At 71.7% G+C, this 17960-nt stretch carries 16 protein-coding genes; 9 read left to right on the forward strand and 7 right to left on the reverse strand.

The genetic code is table 11. From position 1 onward, the window contains the following. Positions 1-48: 48 nt before the first annotated feature. Genes AB0J88_RS01015 through AB0J88_RS01025 form a run of 3 tightly spaced genes read left to right on the forward strand, consistent with a single transcriptional unit; the run spans position 49 to position 3321 of the window. Positions 49-885: a hypothetical protein gene (locus AB0J88_RS01015; RefSeq protein ID WP_364354622.1), complete on the forward strand. Its 837-nt coding sequence runs from the start codon at positions 49-51 to the stop codon at positions 883-885. Continuing rightward, positions 882-2093 carry a fumarylacetoacetase gene (fahA, locus tag AB0J88_RS01020; RefSeq protein WP_364354432.1) on the forward strand — a complete coding sequence of 404 codons (1212 nt, stop codon included), beginning with the start codon at positions 882-884 and terminating at the stop codon, positions 2091-2093. The genes AB0J88_RS01015 and fahA overlap by 4 nt, the downstream gene beginning before the upstream one ends. Positions 2094-2103: 10 nt before the next feature. After that, on the forward strand, positions 2104-3321 hold the full coding sequence (locus AB0J88_RS01025) for a PQQ-binding-like beta-propeller repeat protein (protein ID WP_364354434.1): 1218 nt from the start codon (positions 2104-2106) through the stop codon (positions 3319-3321). On the opposite strand, the gene hisC is transcribed toward AB0J88_RS01025, so the two are convergent. From hisC to hppD, 4 genes are read right to left on the reverse strand one after another with little or no spacing between them, the layout of a single operon-like run. Continuing rightward, positions 3318-4397, reverse strand: coding sequence for a histidinol-phosphate transaminase (gene hisC / locus AB0J88_RS01030; RefSeq protein ID WP_364354437.1), 1080 nt, complete (start codon positions 4395-4397; stop codon positions 3318-3320). The two genes, AB0J88_RS01025 and hisC, sit on opposite strands and share 4 nt — an antisense overlap. Then, complete coding sequence (locus AB0J88_RS01035) at positions 4394-5338, reverse strand: RDD family protein (RefSeq protein WP_364354440.1); 945 nt, start codon at positions 5336-5338, stop codon at positions 4394-4396. The genes hisC and AB0J88_RS01035 overlap by 4 nt, the downstream gene beginning before the upstream one ends. Continuing rightward, positions 5335-5967: an RDD family protein gene (locus AB0J88_RS01040; protein ID WP_364354443.1), complete on the reverse strand. Its 633-nt coding sequence runs from the start codon at positions 5965-5967 to the stop codon at positions 5335-5337. Before AB0J88_RS01040 ends, AB0J88_RS01035 begins: the two co-directional genes overlap by 4 nt. Before the next feature lie 10 nt (positions 5968-5977). Then, positions 5978-7174 carry a 4-hydroxyphenylpyruvate dioxygenase gene (gene hppD, locus AB0J88_RS01045; protein ID WP_364354625.1) on the reverse strand — a complete coding sequence of 399 codons (1197 nt, stop codon included), beginning with the start codon at positions 7172-7174 and terminating at the stop codon, positions 5978-5980. Between the two features lie 118 nt (positions 7175-7292). Between hppD and AB0J88_RS01050 the strand changes: the two genes are divergently transcribed. The 4 genes from AB0J88_RS01050 (at position 7293) to AB0J88_RS01065 (ending at position 12408) form a co-directional block, all read left to right on the forward strand. Next, positions 7293-7799, forward strand: coding sequence for an Lrp/AsnC family transcriptional regulator (locus tag AB0J88_RS01050; protein WP_364354446.1), 507 nt, complete (start codon positions 7293-7295; stop codon positions 7797-7799). 72 nt (positions 7800-7871) lie between these two features. Then, on the forward strand, positions 7872-9284 hold the full coding sequence (locus tag AB0J88_RS01055; protein WP_364354449.1) for a PQQ-binding-like beta-propeller repeat protein: 1413 nt from the start codon (positions 7872-7874) through the stop codon (positions 9282-9284). Between the two features lie 11 nt (positions 9285-9295). Further along, positions 9296-10963 carry a fumarate hydratase gene (locus AB0J88_RS01060; RefSeq protein WP_364354452.1) on the forward strand — a complete coding sequence of 556 codons (1668 nt, stop codon included), beginning with the start codon at positions 9296-9298 and terminating at the stop codon, positions 10961-10963. A 50-nt stretch (positions 10964-11013) separates the two neighbouring features. Continuing rightward, positions 11014-12408, forward strand: coding sequence for a class II fumarate hydratase (locus AB0J88_RS01065; RefSeq protein WP_364354455.1), 1395 nt, complete (start codon positions 11014-11016; stop codon positions 12406-12408). 282 nt (positions 12409-12690) lie between these two features. On the opposite strand, the gene AB0J88_RS01070 is transcribed toward AB0J88_RS01065, so the two are convergent. The 3 genes from AB0J88_RS01070 to AB0J88_RS01080 form a co-directional block, all read right to left on the reverse strand. Further along, positions 12691-13683, reverse strand: a complete 993-nt coding sequence (locus AB0J88_RS01070; protein WP_364354458.1) for a LacI family DNA-binding transcriptional regulator — start codon at positions 13681-13683, stop codon at positions 12691-12693. Continuing rightward, a complete protein-coding gene (locus AB0J88_RS01075; RefSeq protein ID WP_364354461.1) occupies positions 13683-14579 on the reverse strand; it encodes a hypothetical protein in 897 nt (298 codons plus the stop codon). Before AB0J88_RS01075 ends, AB0J88_RS01070 begins: the two co-directional genes overlap by 1 nt. An 85-nt stretch (positions 14580-14664) precedes the next feature. Beyond that, a complete protein-coding gene (locus AB0J88_RS01080) occupies positions 14665-15327 on the reverse strand; it encodes a helix-turn-helix domain-containing protein (RefSeq protein WP_364354464.1) in 663 nt (220 codons plus the stop codon). 43 nt (positions 15328-15370) lie between these two features. Between AB0J88_RS01080 and cysS the strand changes: the two genes are divergently transcribed. Together cysS and rlmB are read left to right on the forward strand one after the other, a co-directional pair. Then, positions 15371-16798, forward strand: coding sequence for a cysteine--tRNA ligase (cysS, locus tag AB0J88_RS01085; RefSeq protein ID WP_364354467.1), 1428 nt, complete (start codon positions 15371-15373; stop codon positions 16796-16798). Next, positions 16798-17922: a 23S rRNA (guanosine(2251)-2'-O)-methyltransferase RlmB gene (gene rlmB, locus AB0J88_RS01090; RefSeq protein ID WP_364354470.1), complete on the forward strand. Its 1125-nt coding sequence runs from the start codon at positions 16798-16800 to the stop codon at positions 17920-17922. Before cysS ends, rlmB begins: the two co-directional genes overlap by 1 nt. Positions 17923-17960 lie beyond the last annotated feature (38 nt).

Consider the following 17960-nt stretch of genomic DNA (forward strand, 5'->3'; position numbering starts at 1 on the left):
TCAGTAACCGTGTCAACCGATCGCCGGACACCCACCGACCAGCCGTTGATCGCCCCGCTGTTCCATCGGCTCATCGACGACGCGGCGGTGTTCCCGCCTGGTAACGCCGCTCTGCCCGACGCGGTCACGGCGCACCGCGAACATCGGGCCGCCTGGTACGCCGACCTGGTCGGCCCCTTGCTCGTGCCGGCCACGTCGGTCGACGCGCTCACGGGGCTGCTGGACCCGACGGAGCGCCTGGACATCGGCATCATCGGCGACCTGCCGATCGACCGGCTCGGCGTGCCCGACGACCCGCGCGTGGCCGTACGCCAGATCGAGGCGGCCGTGGCCAAGCGGGGCGAGGACCCGCAGCCCGGCATCGCCCGCATGCTCGACCTGGCCGCCCGCGCACCAGAGCTCGACGTCTACGCCGAGATCCCGCTGACCTTCGGCCTGCTGGCCGGGCTCGACACGATCGCGGCGGCCCGGGCCGGCGGAGTCAGGGTGGCGGCGAAGTTCCGCACGGGCGGGCTGGCCGCCGAGCTGTTCCCGACTCCGGTCGAGCTGGCCGCGGTGATCTGCGCCTGCCGTGACCGGGAGCTGCCGTTCAAGCTGACGGCCGGCCTGCACCACGCGCTCCGGCACGCCGACCCCGAGACGGGCTTCACCCACCACGGCTTCCTCAACGTGCTGGCCGGCACCGCCCTCGCGCTCGACGGCGGCGAGGTGGCCGACGTGGCCGAGGTGCTCGCCGCGATCGACGCGGTGCCGCTGATCGAGCCGGTCCGGGCTCGCCGTGACCAGGCCAGGGGGCTGTGGGTCGGGTTCGGCTCGTGCAGCATGATCGAGCCGCTGACCGACCTGATCCGGCTCGGCCTGGTGAACGGGGGATACGAGGGATGACCTGGGTTCCGGGTGCGCAGGGCTCGCCGTACGGCGTGCACAACCTGCCCTACGGGGTGTTCCGGCAGGGTGACCGCCCGGCGCGGATCGGGGTGCGGATCGGCGATCTGCTGCTCGACCTCGACGGCGCCGAGGCGGCGGGGCTGGTGCTCGCCGGAGGCGCGCTGCGCGCCTCGACTCTCAACCCGTTCCTCGCCCTCGGCCGCCCCCAGTGGAGCGCGGTGCGCTCCCGGATCACCGCGCTGCTCACCGACGCGGGTCACCGCGCCGACGTCGAGCCGCTGCTGCTGCCGCTGGCCGAGGTCGAGCTGGTCATGCCCTTCGAGGTCGGCGACTACGTCGACTTCTACTCGTCCGAGCACCACGCCAGCAACGTCGGCCGGATCTTCCGACCCGACGACGAGCCGCTGCTGCCCAACTGGCGGCACCTGCCCATCGGCTACCACGGCCGCGGCGGCACGGTGGTCGTCTCCGACACCCCGGTGATCCGGCCCAGCGGCCAGCGGGCCACCCCCGACGGCCCGGTCTTCGGCCCGTCGACGCGGCTCGACATCGAGGCCGAGGTGGGCTTCGTCGTCGGTGTGCCGTCCGCGCTGGGCGAGGCCGTGCCGGTCGACCGGTTCGCCGACCACGTGTTCGGCATCGTGCTGGTCAACGACTGGTCCGCGCGCGATCTCCAGGCCTGGGAATATCGCCCGCTCGGCCCGTTCCTGGCCAAGTCGTTCGCCACCTCGGTCTCGCCCTGGGTGGTGCCGCTCGACGCGCTGGCCGACGCCTGGGTGCCGGCACCCGAGCAGAACCCGGCGGTGCTGCCCTACCTGCGCGACGTGCCGCACCTCGGCCTCGACCTGCGGCTCGAGGTGGACTGGAACGGCACGGTGGTCAGCCGGCCACCGTTCGCCGGGATGTACTGGACCGCCGCACAACAGCTCGCCCACCTCACCGTCAACGGCGCTTCGGTGCGCACGGGCGACCTCTACGCGTCCGGGACGATCTCCGGGCCGGACCGTTCCGAGACCGGCTCGTTCCTCGAGCTGACCTGGGGCGGCGCCGAGCCGGTCGAGCTCGGCGCCGGGGTCGAGCGGACGTTCCTCGAAGACGGCGACACCGTGACGATCAGCGCGACCGCGCCCGGACCGGACGGCGTCACGGTCGGGCTGGGCGAGGTGCGGGGCACCATCGTCCCGGCCGGTGCACCGCCCCGGTAGGGTGCCCACCGTGGTGGGAGCGGCCCGGCGCCGGGTGGTCGCGGTGCTCGCCGGCCTCGTGCTGGTCGCGGGCGCCGGCCTCGTCGTCTACCGGGTGTTCGCTCCCGGCGAGGTGCTGGCCGAGCCGACCGTCGGCTATCCCGCGGCCCCGACCCCGCGCCCGCCGGCCGTGCTCGGCACGCTGCCGGCCGCGCCGCTGATCGTCGACGGCCGCCTGCGGGTGATCGCCGACAAGCGCCAGGTCCGCGCCGACGGCCCGGTCGACTCGCGCTACCTCAACACGCCCTACTGGTCGTTCCGGCGCTGGCCGGCCGAGCTCGTCGGGGTGGTCGCCGCGGGCGGCACGGTGGTCACCCGCTGGTCCGACGGGGTGCTCGTGGGGTTGGACGCTCGCACCGGGCGCGACATCTGGCGGGTCACGAGCGAGAAGCCGACCTCTCCCGGGTACGCCGGAAGGCGCACCGGAGCGCAGACCGTCTACGCGCCGGCGGGCCTGTTCCTCTCCGGCGACACGGTCGTGGTGGCCGGTCCGACCGGCATACAGACGTACGCGGCGACGACGGGTACGGCCGGCTGGCGGGCAACCGCGCCGGCCTGCCCCGGAGGTGCCGACCCGACCGGCTTCACTACCGCCGACGGCCGAGTCGCGGTGCTCAGCCCGTGCGACAAGGCTGTCCGGCTCTTCGACGCCAGCACCGGCAACGCGGCCGGCACGATCGACCCCGCGACGACGGACGAGACGGTGCTCGAACCGCTCGACTGCGCGGCACCCCGCACGGCCTGCGGCGGCGTGCGGGTCGGTGGCGGCGCCTGGCTCCTGTCCGGGGGCGTGACACCGGCCCCTGCCCGGCTGGACTTGCCCGGTGCCGTCCTGGTCAACGGCCTCGCGGTCACCGTCGACGGCACGGCGATCACCGCGACCGGTGCGGACAGCGCACAGCCGTGGCGCCGCGACCTCGGGGAGCCCGGTGCCACGATCCTCGCCGCGGCCGACGGGCGCGTATACGTGCTCACCGCCGACCGTGACCTGGTCACCCTCGACGCCACCTCGGGCGCCGAGATCTCCCGCTTCCGGTACACGTACTTCGCCGAGAAGACCGACTGGGTGCCGGGCTACTCGTACGCGGCCGGCGGTTATCTCCTGACCGAGCGCCTCGCGGAGACCTCGGCCAAGGACGACGCCGACTACTACTTCGACGCGCAGCCGGTCATTCTCGCTACCACCTAGAGCGCCGAGGCCGCAGCCGCCAGGAAGGCGTCGTTCTCCTCCGGGGTGCCGATCGTGACGCGTACGCCGTCGCCCTGGAACGGACGGACGATCACGCCCTGCTTCTCACAGGCGGCCCCGAACTCGGCCGAGCCGGCGCCCAGCGGCAGCCAGACGAAGTTGGCCTGCGAGTCCGGCACGTCCGGCACCAGTGCGCGGATCGCGGTGGTGACCCGGTCGCGCTCGGCGATCACCAGGGCGCACCGGCGGGCGACCTCGTCGGCCTGCTTGAGCGCGGCGAGCGCGGCGGCCTGGGCCACGGCGCTGGTCGAGAACGGCGTGACCACCTTGCGCACGGCTCCGGCCACGACCGGCTGGGCGACCAGATAGCCGATCCGCAGCCCGGCCAGCCCCCAGGCCTTGGACAGGGTGCGCAGGACCGCCACGTTCGGGCGGTCACCGAACGCCGCCAGGCCGTCGGGCACGTCGGGGTCGGTCACGAACTCGCGGTACGCCTCGTCGAGCACCACCAGCACGTCGTCCGGCACGGAGTCGAGGAAGCGGGTCAGCTCGGCGCGGCTGATCGCCGTACCCGTGGGGTTGTTGGGGCTGCAAACGAAGATCATGCGGGTGCGGTCGGTGATCGCCGCCGACATCGCCGACAGGTCATGGCCGTGCGCCCCGGTGTTGGGGACGCGCACGCTGGTGGCACCGGCCGTGGCGGCGATGATCGGGTAGGCCTCGAACGACCGCCAGGAGTAGACGACCTCGTCGCCCGGCAGACAGGTGGCCCGCACCAGGTGCTCGGCCAGCGCGACCGAACCACAGCCGGTCGCGATGCGCTCGACCTCGACGCCCAGCGAGGCGGCGAACGCCTCGCGAAGCTCCACGACACCCATGTCCGGGTAGCGGTGCGAGCTGGCCGCGGCCTCCGTGATCGCCTCGACGACCCCGGGCAGCGGGCCGTATGGCACCTCGTTGCTGGCCAGCTTGATCGCCGCCGGCAGGCCGAGCTCGCGGGCGAGGTCGGCGGGGCTGCGGCCAGGCACGTAGCTGGGCAGCGCGTCGAGGTCGGCCCGGGTGAGTCGGGGGGTCATGACGAGCCTCCAGGAGCTTGCGGCGGGCTGGCGCCGGCCGGCGGTCGGGGGTTGGCGACGACCACGACCGTGCGGGCGGCCTTGTCGTGCAGTGCCTGGTGCAGCGGGCGGTCGACGGTCAGCCAGAAGCAGTCGACGATCTGCCAGATGAAGCCGACGCAGCAGGTCCAGAACAGCATCGGCAGGCCGAGCAGGTTCCACCGGCGCAGCGACCGGCCGAAGCCCAGCTTCGGTGCTCCGTCGACGCGGACGACGCGCAGGCCGACCACTCGCTTGCCCAGCGTCTGACCGCTGTTGGCGACGGCCGGCACCTCGTAGGCGAACCAGAGGGCGCAGGCGACGATCAGGATGACCAGCTGCAGCCGGCTGGCCTCGGCGCTCGGCGCCATCTGCATCAGCGAGCCGAACGACTCGCCGTCCTGGGCGCGGGCGTTGAACTCCCGGTAGAACGGGGCGATCTCCTGCACGTACCGATAGACGAACCAGCCGTTGACCACGACGTTGAGCAGGAGCACGGCGAAGATGTCGATCAGCCGGGCGACCAGCCGCAGGCCGGGGTTGGCCAGCGGGACGCCGATCGGCGCGGTCACCGGCTGCTGGAGGGTCTGCACCGGCGGGTACGCGGGACCGCTCGGCACGCCGTAGCCGGCATGCCCGTAGGCCTGGCCCTGCCCCTGACCCGGGTGCCCGTTGGCCGGCGGCGGGGTGCCGTAGCCCGGGTACGCGTTGTAGCCGGGGGTCTGTGCGGGGGCCGGCACGCCCGGCGAGACGGGTGCCGGGGTCTCGGGCTCCGGCGGCGGGGGCGGAGGTAGCTCCGGCGGACCGTCGGGTGGCGTCGCGTCGGCGGGCAGGGGTGCGCCGATCCAGCCTTCACCGTCCCAATAGCGCTGGGTCGTCGGTTCGGCTGGGTCTTTGTACCAACCCGGGGGCACTGAGCTCACTGCACGACCTTAGCTACCACTGTCTGCGCCGCCTTGTCGTGGAGGGTCTGCTGGAGCGGCTGATCCCACAGTTGCCAGAGACCATCGACGAAGCTGAAGAACGGGATGAACGTGCCGGCCACGAACTGCACCAGGTAGCGGCGCACCAGGACGGCACGGTCGAACGGCTGGCCGCTGATCGGTTGCACCCGCAGCGACATCACCCGCTTGCCGAGCGTCTGTCCGGATCGCAGCTGGTACTCCACGAAATAGAGGTAGGCGAAGACGAACTGCAGCAGGAAGATCAGCCCGTAGATCGCGAAGAAGAGCAGGAAGATGCCTCCGACGTCGTCGGTTTGCCGCTCTGCCGCGTTCGCCATGGTGCCGACCAGGAAGATCATCATCGGGCAGGCGAGTACGGCGGTGGCCAGGCTCAAGATCAGACCGTCGATCAGGTACGCGAGGAACCGGTCGCCGAAGCCCGCGAGTGGATGGCCCGTGGGGCCGACCGGTGGCCGCCAAGGGGGAGGCGGTCCGGCGTACCCCGGCTGCATCGGAATGTGGCCCGGGCCGGCCGGCGGGTAGCCCGCCGGCGGCCCGGGCTGGCGCGGGTCCCGCGCGCCGGGTGTTGCCTGGGGGTCGGGGTGCATCCCGACAGTGTTACAGGTTGCCGCGCGCGTCCTGCTCCCGTTCGATCGCCTCGAAGAGCGCCTTGAAGTTGCCCTTGCCGAAGCCGAGCGAACCATGGCGCTCGATGAGCTCGAAGAACACCGTCGGGCGGTCCTGCACGGGCTTGGTGAAGATCTGGAGCAGGTACCCGTCCTCGTCGCGGTCGACCAGGATCTTGCGCGCCTTGAGCTCCTCGATCGGCACCCGCACGGTGCCGATGCGCGCCCGCAGCTCCGGGTCGTCGTAGTAGGAGTCCGGGGTGTCCAGGAACTCGACACCGGCCGCCCGCATCGCGTCGACGCTGGCCAGGATGTCGTTGGTGGCGATCGCGATGTGCTGCGCGCCCGGGCCGTCGTAGAACTCGAGGTACTCGTCGATCTGCGACTTCTTGCGGGCGACCGCGGGCTCGTTGAGCGGGAACTTCACCTTGCGGGTGCCGCTGGCGACCACCTTGGACATCAGCGCCGAGTAGTCGGTGGCGATGTCGTCGCCGATGAACTCGGCCATGTTGGTGAAGCCCATGACCCGCTTGTAGAACTCGACCCAGTGGTCCATCTTGCCGAGCTCGACGTTGCCGACCACGTGGTCGACCGCCTGGAAGTAGCGCTTGGGCTGCACGCCGGCCGCGATGGCGGCGGACCGGTCGACGATCGGCCGGCGGGCCATGAAGCCCGGCAGGAACGGGCCGGTGTAGCCGGAGCGGTCGATCAGCGTGTGCCGGGTGTCGCCGTAGGTCTCGATCGCGGCGTAGCGGACCGTGCCGTGCTCGTCGGAGACGTCGGTCGGCTTGGTGTGCGCGGTGGCGCCCTGCTTCACGGCGTACGCGAAGGCCGCGTCGACGTCGGGTACCTCCAGCGCGATGTCGACCACGCCGTCGGAGTGCCTGGCCACGTGCTGCGCGTCGGCCGCGTCCGGACGCACCGCGCCGCGGAACACGAAGCGGGCGGCGCCGCTGGTCAGCACGTACTCGGCGTAGTCCCGGAAGCCCTGCTCCGGGCCGCGGTAGGCGACGCAGGTCATGCCGAACGCGGTCGAGTAGTAGTGGGCGGCCTGCTTGGCGTTGCCGACCAGGAACAGGACGTGGTCGAGGCCCTTGACCGGGAACGGGTCGTCGGTCATGTCGTGCGCCACCGCCCCGATCAGTCGGTCGGCGGTGGCCTGGTCGGTGTCGTTGAGCGCCTGAGTCATCATCGACTCCCCTCGTGTGGCTGCCGTCTTCGCCGAGCGTCGCCCGGGATCCCGTCGCTGGTCAACTGTCCTAGAATTGTCTAAGCAGGTTGTGCAATCCGTCCGGAGGATGGGCGAAATGACGTCGCAGATTGTCCAGCTCGACGGCCTGGACGCCGCCTTGATCAAACTGCTGGCGGCCGAGCCCCGGATCGGTGTTCTCGAATGCGCCCGGCGGCTGCGGGTGGCCCGCGGCACGGTCCAGGCCCGCCTCGACAAGCTGGTCGCCCGTGGGGTGATCCGTGGCTTCGGCCCGGAGATCGAGCCGGCGTCCATCGGCTACGGCGTGACCGCCTTCGTGACCCTGGAGATCAGCCAGCGGCAGGGGCACGATCCGGTCGCGGTGCACCTGTCCCGCATCCCCGAGGTGCTCGAGGCGCACACCATCACCGGGTCCGGCGACCTGATGTGCCGGGTCGTCGCCCGGTCCAACGCCGACCTGCAACGGGTGATCGACCGGATCGTGGCCCACGGCGCGGTGGCGCGGGCGTCGACGATCATCTCGCTGACGGAGCAGATCGCGTTCCGGGTGTTGCCGCTGGTGGCGGCCGCGGCCGACGGCCCCCCTTCGGCAGACGCGGATTAATCTCGCAAATCAGATCGACACGGGTTTATCGCCGTCCCGGATCTCGTCTCGGCGCGTCGTTACGGTGTCCCGGTGGCGAGGGGTAAGGGCCCCTGTGTGAAGTGCTGGGCCGCGTTCGTGGCGGTCCTCCTCGTCGTGGGCTACTTCACCGGGGTGCTGACCCCGGTGCTCGACAAGGTCTGGGCCATGGTCAACACCTCCGGCCCCATGACGACCCCGGCCCCGCTCTGGCAGCAGAAGCTCGGCGGCACCCCGCGCAGCGGCACCATCGCCGGCGGAGCGGTGATCATCGAGCACCGCACGCTGGTGGAGTCGCGCGGGCTCGGCTCGGGCGCGCAGCTCTGGGAGCACAAGGCCGACTGGGCCGCGGTGGCGGGTGAGGGCAACACCGCTGTGGTGGCCACCGGCAAACTGCTGGTCAAGGGGTACGAGGTCGTCGACCCGATGAGCGGCGCGCTGCTCCGGAAGGACACCGAGGCGCGGGCGGTCTGGACCTATCGCAACGGGCTGCTCGACGTGCGCTGCCACGCGCCGGAGGACTGCACGCTGACCGCCTGGGACCCGCGCGGCAGCGCCCCACTGTGGAGCGTCGAGATCCCCGGCATCGGGTTCGTGCTGTTCGCCGACAACCCCGACATCCTCGGCACGCAGCCGATGACGGCCAGGCGGATCGACGGCAACGCCGGCGGCCCGGACCTCATGCCGCCGATGCTCGGGCTGCCGATCGACGACCGCGTCTACATCGTCGACACCGCCGCCGGAAAGGTGGTCCGCGAGCTCGAGCCGGAACGCGACGAGCGCGTCGTGGTGGTCGGCGGCCGGGTGCTGCGGATCAAGGCGGTGGCGGCCGACGGCACCTGCTACTTCTCCGTGGTCGCGTCCGACGCGGCGACCGGTGGCGAGGTGTGGCGCAACGCCGGGATCAACCTGCGCACCGCCAAGGACGGCGGCTGCGCGCAACGCGACGACCCGGCCGGTGGGCGCAACGTGGTCGTCGGGGTCGCGGCCGACGCCCGGGAGCTCGTGATCGACGCGTACGACGGCCGGATCCTGTTCACCAGCGCGCCCGGCGAGCACCTGCTCGGAGTCGACGACCGGTACGCGGTCGTGCGTACCGCCGACGGCGGTGCCGTGCACGCCGTCGAGCTGGGTGGCAAGGGCCGCTGGCAGCGTCCGGCGGCGCCGAAGAGCAGCGTCGCGCTGACCCAGCCGGCCGTGGTGGTGGTCGACGAGGATCCCGACAAGATCATCGCGCTCAACCCGGGGACCGGCGCCGAACTGGTCAACGTGCGCTCGGACGCCGACGTACTCGCCGTCGGCCCGGCCGGAATGATCATCGTGAGTGGGCGGAACCTGGCCTACCTGCTGTTCCAGGGCGGCAGCGGAGTGCCCGCCCAGCCACCCGCAGGCGGCAATCCGGGCAACCCGGGCAATGACGACGACGACTGTGGCGGGCCCAAACAAGAGGTCTGCAAGGGGAACTAAGCTAGCCGCTCATGAGCGACGCCGCGTTTAGGTACTCCCCGTTGCTGCCCACGGGCGACGACCTGACGGAATACCGGCTGGTGACGGACGAGGGTGTCGACGTCGTCAAAGGGCCTGGTGGGCGCCAGTTCCTGACTGTCGACCCGGCAGTGCTCACCGCGCTCACCGCCGAGGCGATGCACGACATCGCGCACTACCTGCGCCCGGCGCACCTCACCCAGCTGCGCTCCATCATCGACGACCCGGCGGCGTCGCCGAACGACCGCTTCGTCGCGCTCGACCTGCTGCGCAATGCCAACATCGCGGCCGGCGGCGTGCTGCCGATGTGCCAGGACACCGGCACGGCGATCGTGATGGGCAAGCGGGGGCGGCACGTCCTCACGGACGGCACCGACGAGGAGGCCATCGCCCGGGGCGTCTTCCAGGCGTACACCCGGTTGAACCTGCGCTATTCGCAGCTCGCGCCGATCACCATGTGGGAAGAGCGCAACACGGGCACCAACCTGCCGGCGCAGATCGAGCTGTACGCCGAGGACCCGGGCGGGCACGCGGACGCGTACAAGTTCCTGTTCATGGCCAAGGGCGGTGGCTCGGCCAACAAGTCGTTCCTCTACCAGGAGACGAAGGCGCTGCTCAACCCGACGCGGATGATGCAGTTCCTCGAGGAGAAGCTGCGGCTGATCGGCACCTCCGCGTGCCCGCCGTACCACCTGGCCGTTGTCATCGGCGGCACCTCGGCCGAGCACGCGCTGAAGACGGCGAAGCTGGCGTCCGCGAAGTACCTGGACGGGTTGCCTGTCGAAGGCTCGCTGTCGGCGCACGGCTTCCGGGACATCGCCCTGGAGGCCGAGGTCCTGGAGCTGACCCGTCAGTTCGGGATCGGTGCGCAGTTCGGCGGCCGGTACTTCTGCCACGACGTCCGGGTCGTCCGCCTGCCCCGACACGGCGCGTCCTGCCCGGTCGCGATCGCGGTGTCGTGCTCGGCCGACCGCCAGGCGGTCGCGAAGATCACGCCGTCGGGCGTCTGGCTGGAGCGGCTGGAGACCGACCCGGCGCGCTTCCTGCCCGAGGTCACCGACGCCCAGCTCGACACGACCGACGTCGTGAAGATCGACCTCAACCGGCCGATGTCCGAGATTCGCGCGGAGCTGTCGAAGTACCCGGTGAAGACCCGGCTGTCGCTGACCGGCCCGCTGGTGGTAGCGCGGGACATCGCGCACGCGAAGCTGCTGGAGCTGCTGGACGCCGGGAAGCCGCTGCCGTCGTACATGCGGGATCACGCTGTCTACTACGCCGGGCCGGCGAAGACCCCGGAGGGTTACGCGTCGGGCTCGTTCGGGCCGACGACGGCCGGGCGGATGGACTCGTACGTATCCCGGCTCCAGGAGGCCGGCGGCTCGCACGTGATGTTGGCGAAGGGCAACCGGTCTTCGCAGGTGACCCGCTCCTGCGCCGAGAACGGCGGTTTCTACCTGGGCTCGATCGGCGGCCCGGCGGCGCGGCTGGCACAGGACTGCATCAAGCATGTCGAGGTGCTGGAGTACGCGGAGCTGGGCATGGAAGCGATCTGGAAGATCGAGGTCGAGGACTTCCCGGCGTTCATCGTGGTCGACGACAAGGGCAACGACTTCTTCGCGGAGGTCACCAAACCGGTCCTGACGGTCGGTCGCCGCCCCTGAGCGGTATGGATCACTCTGCGTGCTTCCGGTAGTCGGGGCAGGATGGGGTGGTGACCGAGGAGAGCGGGTTCCGCGTCGAGCGGGACACCATGGGTGAGGTACGGGTGCCGGCCGAGGCGTTGTGGCGGGCGCAGACGCAGCGGGCGGTCGAGAACTTTCCGGTGTCCGGGCGCGGGATCGAACCCGCGAACATCCGGGCGCTCGCGCAGATCAAGGGGGCGGCCGCCGCCGTCAACGGGTCGTTGGGTGTGATCGACGCCGATCTGGCGACCGCGATCCAGGTCGCTGCCGCGCACGTCGCCGGTGGTGGGTTCGACGACCAGTTCCCGATCGACGTGTTCCAGACCGGGTCCGGGACCTCGTCGAACATGAACGCCAACGAGGTGATCGCGACCCTCGCCTCCCGCGAGCTCGGTCGCGACGTGCACCCCAACGACCACGTCAACGCGTCGCAGTCCAGCAACGACGTCTACCCGTCGTCGATCCACCTCGCCGCCACCGAGGCCGTGGTCAACGAGCTGCTGCCGGCGCTCGACCACCTCGGTGCGGCGCTGGCCGCCAAGGCCGACGAGTTCGCGACCGTGGTCAAGGCCGGCCGCACGCACCTCATGGACGCCACGCCGGTCACCCTGGGCCAGGAGTTCGGCGGGTACGCCGCCCAGGTCCGCAACGGCATCGCTCGGCTGGAGTCGACGCTGCCACGGCTGGCGGAGTTGCCGTTGGGCGGCACGGCGGTCGGCACCGGCGTCAACACCCCGCCCGGTTTCGCGGCCGCGGTCATCGAACGGCTGCGGGACGCGACCGGGCTGCCGTTGACGGAGGCGCGCGACCACTTCGAGGCGCAGGGAGCCCGGGACGGCCTGGTCGAGGCGTCCGGGCAGCTCCGGACGGTGGCGATCGGTCTCTACAAGATCGCCAACGACATCCGGTGGATGGGCTCGGGTCCGCGGGCCGGTCTCGGGGAGCTGCGCATCCCCGACCTGCAGCCCGGCTCGTCGATCATGCCGGGCAAGGTCAACCCGGTGGTCTGCGAGTCGGTACGCCAGGTCTCGGCGCAGGTGATCGGCAACGACGCGGTGATCGCCTTCGCGGGCTCACAGGGCGACTTCGAGCTCAACGTGATGCTGCCGGTGATGGCCCGCAACATCCTGGAGTCGGTGCGCCTCCTTGCGGCGGCCAGCCGAATGCTCGCCGACCGGTGTGTGGTCGGGCTGGCGGCGAACGAGGAGGTGGCCCGCGCGTACGCGGAGGGCTCCCCGTCGATCGTCACGCCGCTGAACCGCCACCTGGGCTACGACGAGGCGGCGGCCATCGCCAAGGAGGCACTGGCGAGCGGCCGCTCCATCCGCGCGGTCGTGATCGACCGCGGCCACGTGGCCAGCGGAAAGATCTCGGAGGCGGAACTGGACGATCTCCTGGACGTCCTCCGCATGACCCGCCCGTAAATGCGCCGCCTGTGGTCGCGGCCCTGGAGGGCTTTGGCTCCGGTCTGGGCTGTAGTTGTGGCTGGGTCCGACCTTTGGTCGCGGCCTGGACCGGGGCTTGCGGTGCGGTCCTCGGCCAGCTTGACCTTTGGTCGCGGCCTGGACCGGGGCTTGCGGTGCGGTCCTCGGCCAGCCTGACCTTCGGTCGCGGCCTCAGACGGGCCTGCGGCTCTGGTGCGGGCCGTCGCCGCAGCCAGCCGACCTTTGGGCTCGGCCCTGGCCGGGGTGGCGGACCCGGGCCGGTCAGGCGGCGGCGGAGCTGCGGCGGATCTGGAGGGGGGCCGGTTCGATGTGTTGCCAGTTCGGGCCGGTCTCACCAGCCAGCAGCGCGCGGGTCGCCATCGCGGCCATGTGTTCGACCGGCTGGCGGACCGAGGTCATCGCGGGCGTGGCCACCGATGCCAGGAAGCTGTCGTCGAAGCCGACCAGGGCGACGTCGTCTGGCACCCGCCGGCCGCTTTCGTTCAAGGCCTGTAGGACGCCCATCGCGGTCAGGTCGCAGGCCGCGAAGATGCCGTCCAGGTCCGGGTGGGCCGCCAGCAGCTCCTTGGTGCCCGTGACCCCCGCCTCCAGGCAGAAGCCGCCCTCGGCTCCGATCGGCTCGTGGCCGGCCTCTACCGAGGCCAGGCTGAAGCCGCTGCGGCGGCCGATCGCGCACGAGTTGTTGGGTTTGCCGTGCACCGCGACCACCTTGCGGCGGCCCGTGCGGTAGAGGTGTTCGACCGCGGCGACCGCGCCCGCCGCGTTGTCCGCCTCGATCGACGGGACGCCCGGGGCCGAGTGGCCCAGGGAGACCACCCGGTCACAGCGCGCCGAGAAGCGGGCCGCCAGTGGTGGCGGGACGTTGATCAGCAGTGCGCCCACGCCGACCGTGCGGGCCACGTCGTCGAGTCTGGTCGGCGCGTCCGGCTCGTCGATCACGTGGGTGCGCATCTGGGTGTCGGTGCCGGCCAGGACCGACAGGATGCCCGACACGACGCGGCTGTAGTAGGGGTTGCTGCCCACGCGGGTCGCGTCGTCGTCGATCACGATCAGGTCGATGACCTCGGTGCGGCCCTTGGCCAGGGCGCGGGCAGCCAGGTCGGGGTGGTAGCCCAACTGCTCCACGGCGTGCCAGACGCGGTTGCGGGTCTTGGTGGACACCCGGTGCGCGCCCGTGATCACGCGGGACGCGGTCGCGCGGGAAACGCCGGCCGCGCGGCCTACGTCTTCAAGTGTCGGCTTCTTTGCCTCCATCACCGCATGGTAGAAGAGAGAGCGCTCTCCACGACATCCTGTTTTCGCGCATTGCGCCATCCGCGGCCCGTCAGAGCCGCGCGCACCTGCCGGACCACCTCCGAGAACGAGGTCTGTGGTGCCAGCCGCAGGACCAACCAGCCATCGTCGATCCTGACTGCCTCGCCCGTCGGCGCAGGAGTCAGGAACAGGGCCACCCGGAACTCCGGCCACGCGAGGCAGGGCGCCGCCGCGAACAGCGGGGGACGGGCAACACCAGCCGGCAGGCCCGCGAGGAACAGCCCGATCCGCAGCATGGACTCGGCCCGGCTCGCGGCCCGACCGTCGACCAGACTCAGCGTGTGCCCGGCCCGCCGACCGCCCGGACGATCGGCGAGCCGCGCCACCACCGCGTGCAGCGACCCGGGAGTGACCAGCCGCCGGAACAGCAGGCTGTCGGCGAGCGCGACCGCGTCGGGCATCGGCAGCCAGACCGTGGCGTCCCAAGCCGTGCGCGCGGGAACAGTGGCCAGCACCGAGGTCGAGCCACCGGCCAGCGGGACCCGGCAAAGATCATCCCCGTCGAGCGGCACCCGATGCAGCACCGTGCCGGTCTGCCGCCCCACCCGGCGATCCGCCCGCAGGATCAGCTGCACAGGGTCGCCGGGACCGGCGGCCGAGACCACGCCGTGCGCCACAGCGGCCGACGGGCCGGCCAGCACCGCCGAGTCCGGCGGCAGCCGGGCCAGCGTCGCCCGGCAGAGCAGCGCGTGGTCGACGGGCAGCCGCGAGTCGGCATAGACGTCATGGCGCAGCCGGACCCAGCCGCGGCCGCGGAGCTGGTGCGCGGTCAGCAGCCCGGAAGCCACGGCCGCACTGCCCCGGAACACCTGCCACTCGAGCGATGGAGGTCTCATGAAGACAGGGTCGGTCAGCGGTGGCGCCGGTGGACAGACCTGTGGATAACTCACGGCTGAGCGCTGTACACAGCCTGTGGATAACTCACCCCGACGCTGTGGAAAGCGCTAGAGTCACCGCCGCGGCGGCCGTCGCCACCTGTGGACCCACCTCGTCGAGATCCAGGGCGCCCAGCGCCACTACCCCCACGCTGGCGTCCAGCCCCTCGACCCCGAGCACCGGCGCCGCCACCCCGAACGCCCCCGCCTGGAGCTCACCCACGGTCGTCACCGGATCGGGCGAACCCGAGCGCCCCGCGAGGATCGCCAGCCCGGCCGCGCCGCGCGCGAGCGGATGCCGCGACCCCGCCCGGTACGCCACGTGGAACGCCGTCCACGTCGGCTCGACCACGGCGAGCGCCACTGCCTCCGTACCCTCGGCGATCGTCAAATGGGCCGTCGCCCCGACCTCCTCGGCCAGCCGCCGCAACGAGGGCAACGCCGCCTCGATCACCAGCGAGTGCGCCCGCCGGGCCAGATGCAGCACGCCGGCACCCAGGCGCAGCCGCCCGGCGGCGTCTCGGCGGACCAGGCCGTGTGAGGTCAACGAGCCGACCAGCCGGTAGACCACCGCGCGCCCGACACCCAGCCGTTCGGCGGCCTCGGTGACCGTCAATCCCTCGGGAGTGTCAGCGACCAGATAGAGCAGCCGCAGCCCGCGATCGAGCGTCTGGGCGGTCTCGCCCGCGCGATAGACCGGCTGCGTCACACCGCGAGCATAGGCGCAAACGGATCAACGCTACCCTTGTCAGGTGACGCTGCGTTTGCATGACACCGCGACCCGCTCGGTGCGGGAGTTCGTCCCGCGAGAGGCCGGCAAGGTCGCGATGTACCTGTGTGGCCTCACCGTGCAGTCCGAGCCACACATCGGCCATCTTCGGTCCGGCGTGAGCTACGACGTGCTGCGCCGTTGGTTCGAGCGCACCGGCTACCAGGTGACCTTCGTCCGCAACATCACGGACATCGACGACAAGGTCCTTCAGAAGTCGTTGGAGCAGGGCAAGCCCTTCTGGGCCATCGCGTACGCGAACGAGGTCGTGCTCGACGCCGCGTACCGCTCGCTCAACGTGCTGCCGCCGACCTACGGGCCGCGGGCCACCGGCCACATCACCGAGATGCACGCGCTGATCGGCGCGCTCATCGACAACGGTCACGCGTACGTGGCCGACGACGACTCCGGCGACGTCTACTTCGACGTGAAGTCGTACGCCGACTACGGCGCCCTCTCTGGCCAGCGGGTCGACGAGATGACCAGCGCCGCCGACAGTGCCGACCGGGCCAAGCGCGACCCGCGCGACTTCGCGCTGTGGAAGGGCTACAAGCCGGAGGAGCCGGTCGAGGGCCAATGGTCGAGCCCCTGGGGGCCGGGCCGTCCCGGCTGGCACATCGAGTGCTCGGCCATGTGCCTGCGCTACCTCGGCCCCGAGTTCGACATCCACGGCGGCGGGCTCGACCTCACCTTCCCGCACCACGAGAACGAGATAGCGCAGTCGCGCTCGGCCGGCCTGCCGTTCGCCCGCTACTGGGTGCACAACGGCCTGCTCAACCTCGGCGAGACGAAGATGGGCAAGTCGACGGGCAACGTGCTCGACCTCGACTACGTCACCGCGCTCGGCGTACGGATGGTCGAGCTCCGGCACTACTTCGTCACCGTGCACTACCGCTCCCGGATCGACTACTCCGACGAAGCCCTGCGCGAGTCCGCCACGGCGTACCGCCGGGTGGAGGGTTTCGTGCAACGCGCGGTCGAGTCCGTGGGTGCGATCCCCGCGGCCGACCTGCCGGCGGAGTTCGTCGAGGCGATGGACGACGACCTCAACACCTCCGGCGCGATCGCCGTCGTGCACGAGCACGTGCGCGTCGGCAACACCGCGTTGGCCAAGGGCGACGACGACGGCGTACGCGCGGCGCTCGGCTCTGTCCGGGCGATGCTCGACGTGTTCGGCATCGACCCGCTCGACCCGGCGTGGTCGACCGCGTCGACCGGCGGCACTCCCGGCGAGGAGCTCCGCGAGATCGTCGACTCGCTCGTCGCCCTGGCGCTCGAGCAGCGCGCGCAGGCGCGCACCAGGAAGGACTGGTCCGCCGCGGACGCCGTGCGGGACCAGCTGAACGCGGCCGGGGTCAACGTCGAGGACACTCCGCACGGCCCACGTTGGACAATCGGAACGAGGGACTGATGGCGGGCAACTCACAGCGACGCGGCCGGCGGGTAACGCAGAAGAAGGGGCCGACCGTCGGCTCCGGCGGCAAGAACAAGGGCTCTCTGGAGGGCCGGGGACGCACCCTGCCCGCTGACGAGCGGCCGTGGCACAAGGGCTACTCGGGCACCGAGAAGCTGCCGAACCGCACCGCCTGGAAGCAGGAGAAGGAAAAGCGCGCCGCGGCGGCCGAGGGGCGCGCCCCCAAGGTCGGCCAGCCCGGCACCAAGGACACCACCTGGGGCAAGGGCACCAAGGGCAGCAAAGCCACCAAGACCACCAAGTCGGGCCGCCAGCCGGCGCGCACCGGCGGCGGCCCCCGGGTCGCGCCCGGGCGCCGCTCCACCACGCCCAAGGACGCGCCGGAGCTGTTGGTCGGCCGCAACCCCGTGCTCGAGGCGCTGCGCACGCTGGTGCCGGCGACGGCGCTCTACGTCGCGCAGGGCATCGACATCGACGACCGGGTCACCGAGGTCGTCCGCACCGCCGGCGACCGGGGCATCCCGCTGCTGGAGATCAGCCGCGCCGAGCTCGACCGGATGACCGGTGGCGTGCTGCACCAGGGCGTCGGGCTGCAGGTGCCGCCGTTCGCGTACGAGCCGTTCGACGACCTGGTCGCCGCCGCGCTGGAGCACCCGACGCCGCTGCTCGTGGCGCTCGACGGGATCACCGACCCGCGCAACCTGGGCGCCGTGATCCGCTCGGCGGCCGCCTTCGGCGCGCAGGGCGTCTTCGTGCCCGAGCGCCGGGCCGCTGGCATCACCGCGACCGCGTGGCGCACCAGCGCCGGGGCCGCGGCTCGGGTGCCGGTCAGCCAGGTGGTCAACCTGACCCGCTCGCTCAAGGCCTGCCAGCGCGAGGGCTTCGTGGTGATCGGCCTCGACGCCGACGGCGAGACCGACCTCTACAACCTCGAGGCCGCCGTCGGCCCGCTGGTGGTCGTGGTCGGCTCCGAGGGGCGCGGGCTGTCCCGGCTGGTCGGCGAGACCTGCGACATGCGGGTCGGCATCCCGATGGTGTCGACGGTCGAGTCGCTCAACGCGAGTGTCGCCGCCGCGGTCGCACTGGCCGAGGTCGCCCGCCGAAGGGCCGACGCCGCCTGACGCGCCGCCGGGCCGGTGCGCCCTGACTTGCACCGCGG

The organism is Asanoa sp. NPDC049475 (assembly GCF_040676915.1).
Classification (GTDB): Bacteria; Actinomycetota; Actinomycetes; order Mycobacteriales; family Micromonosporaceae; genus Asanoa.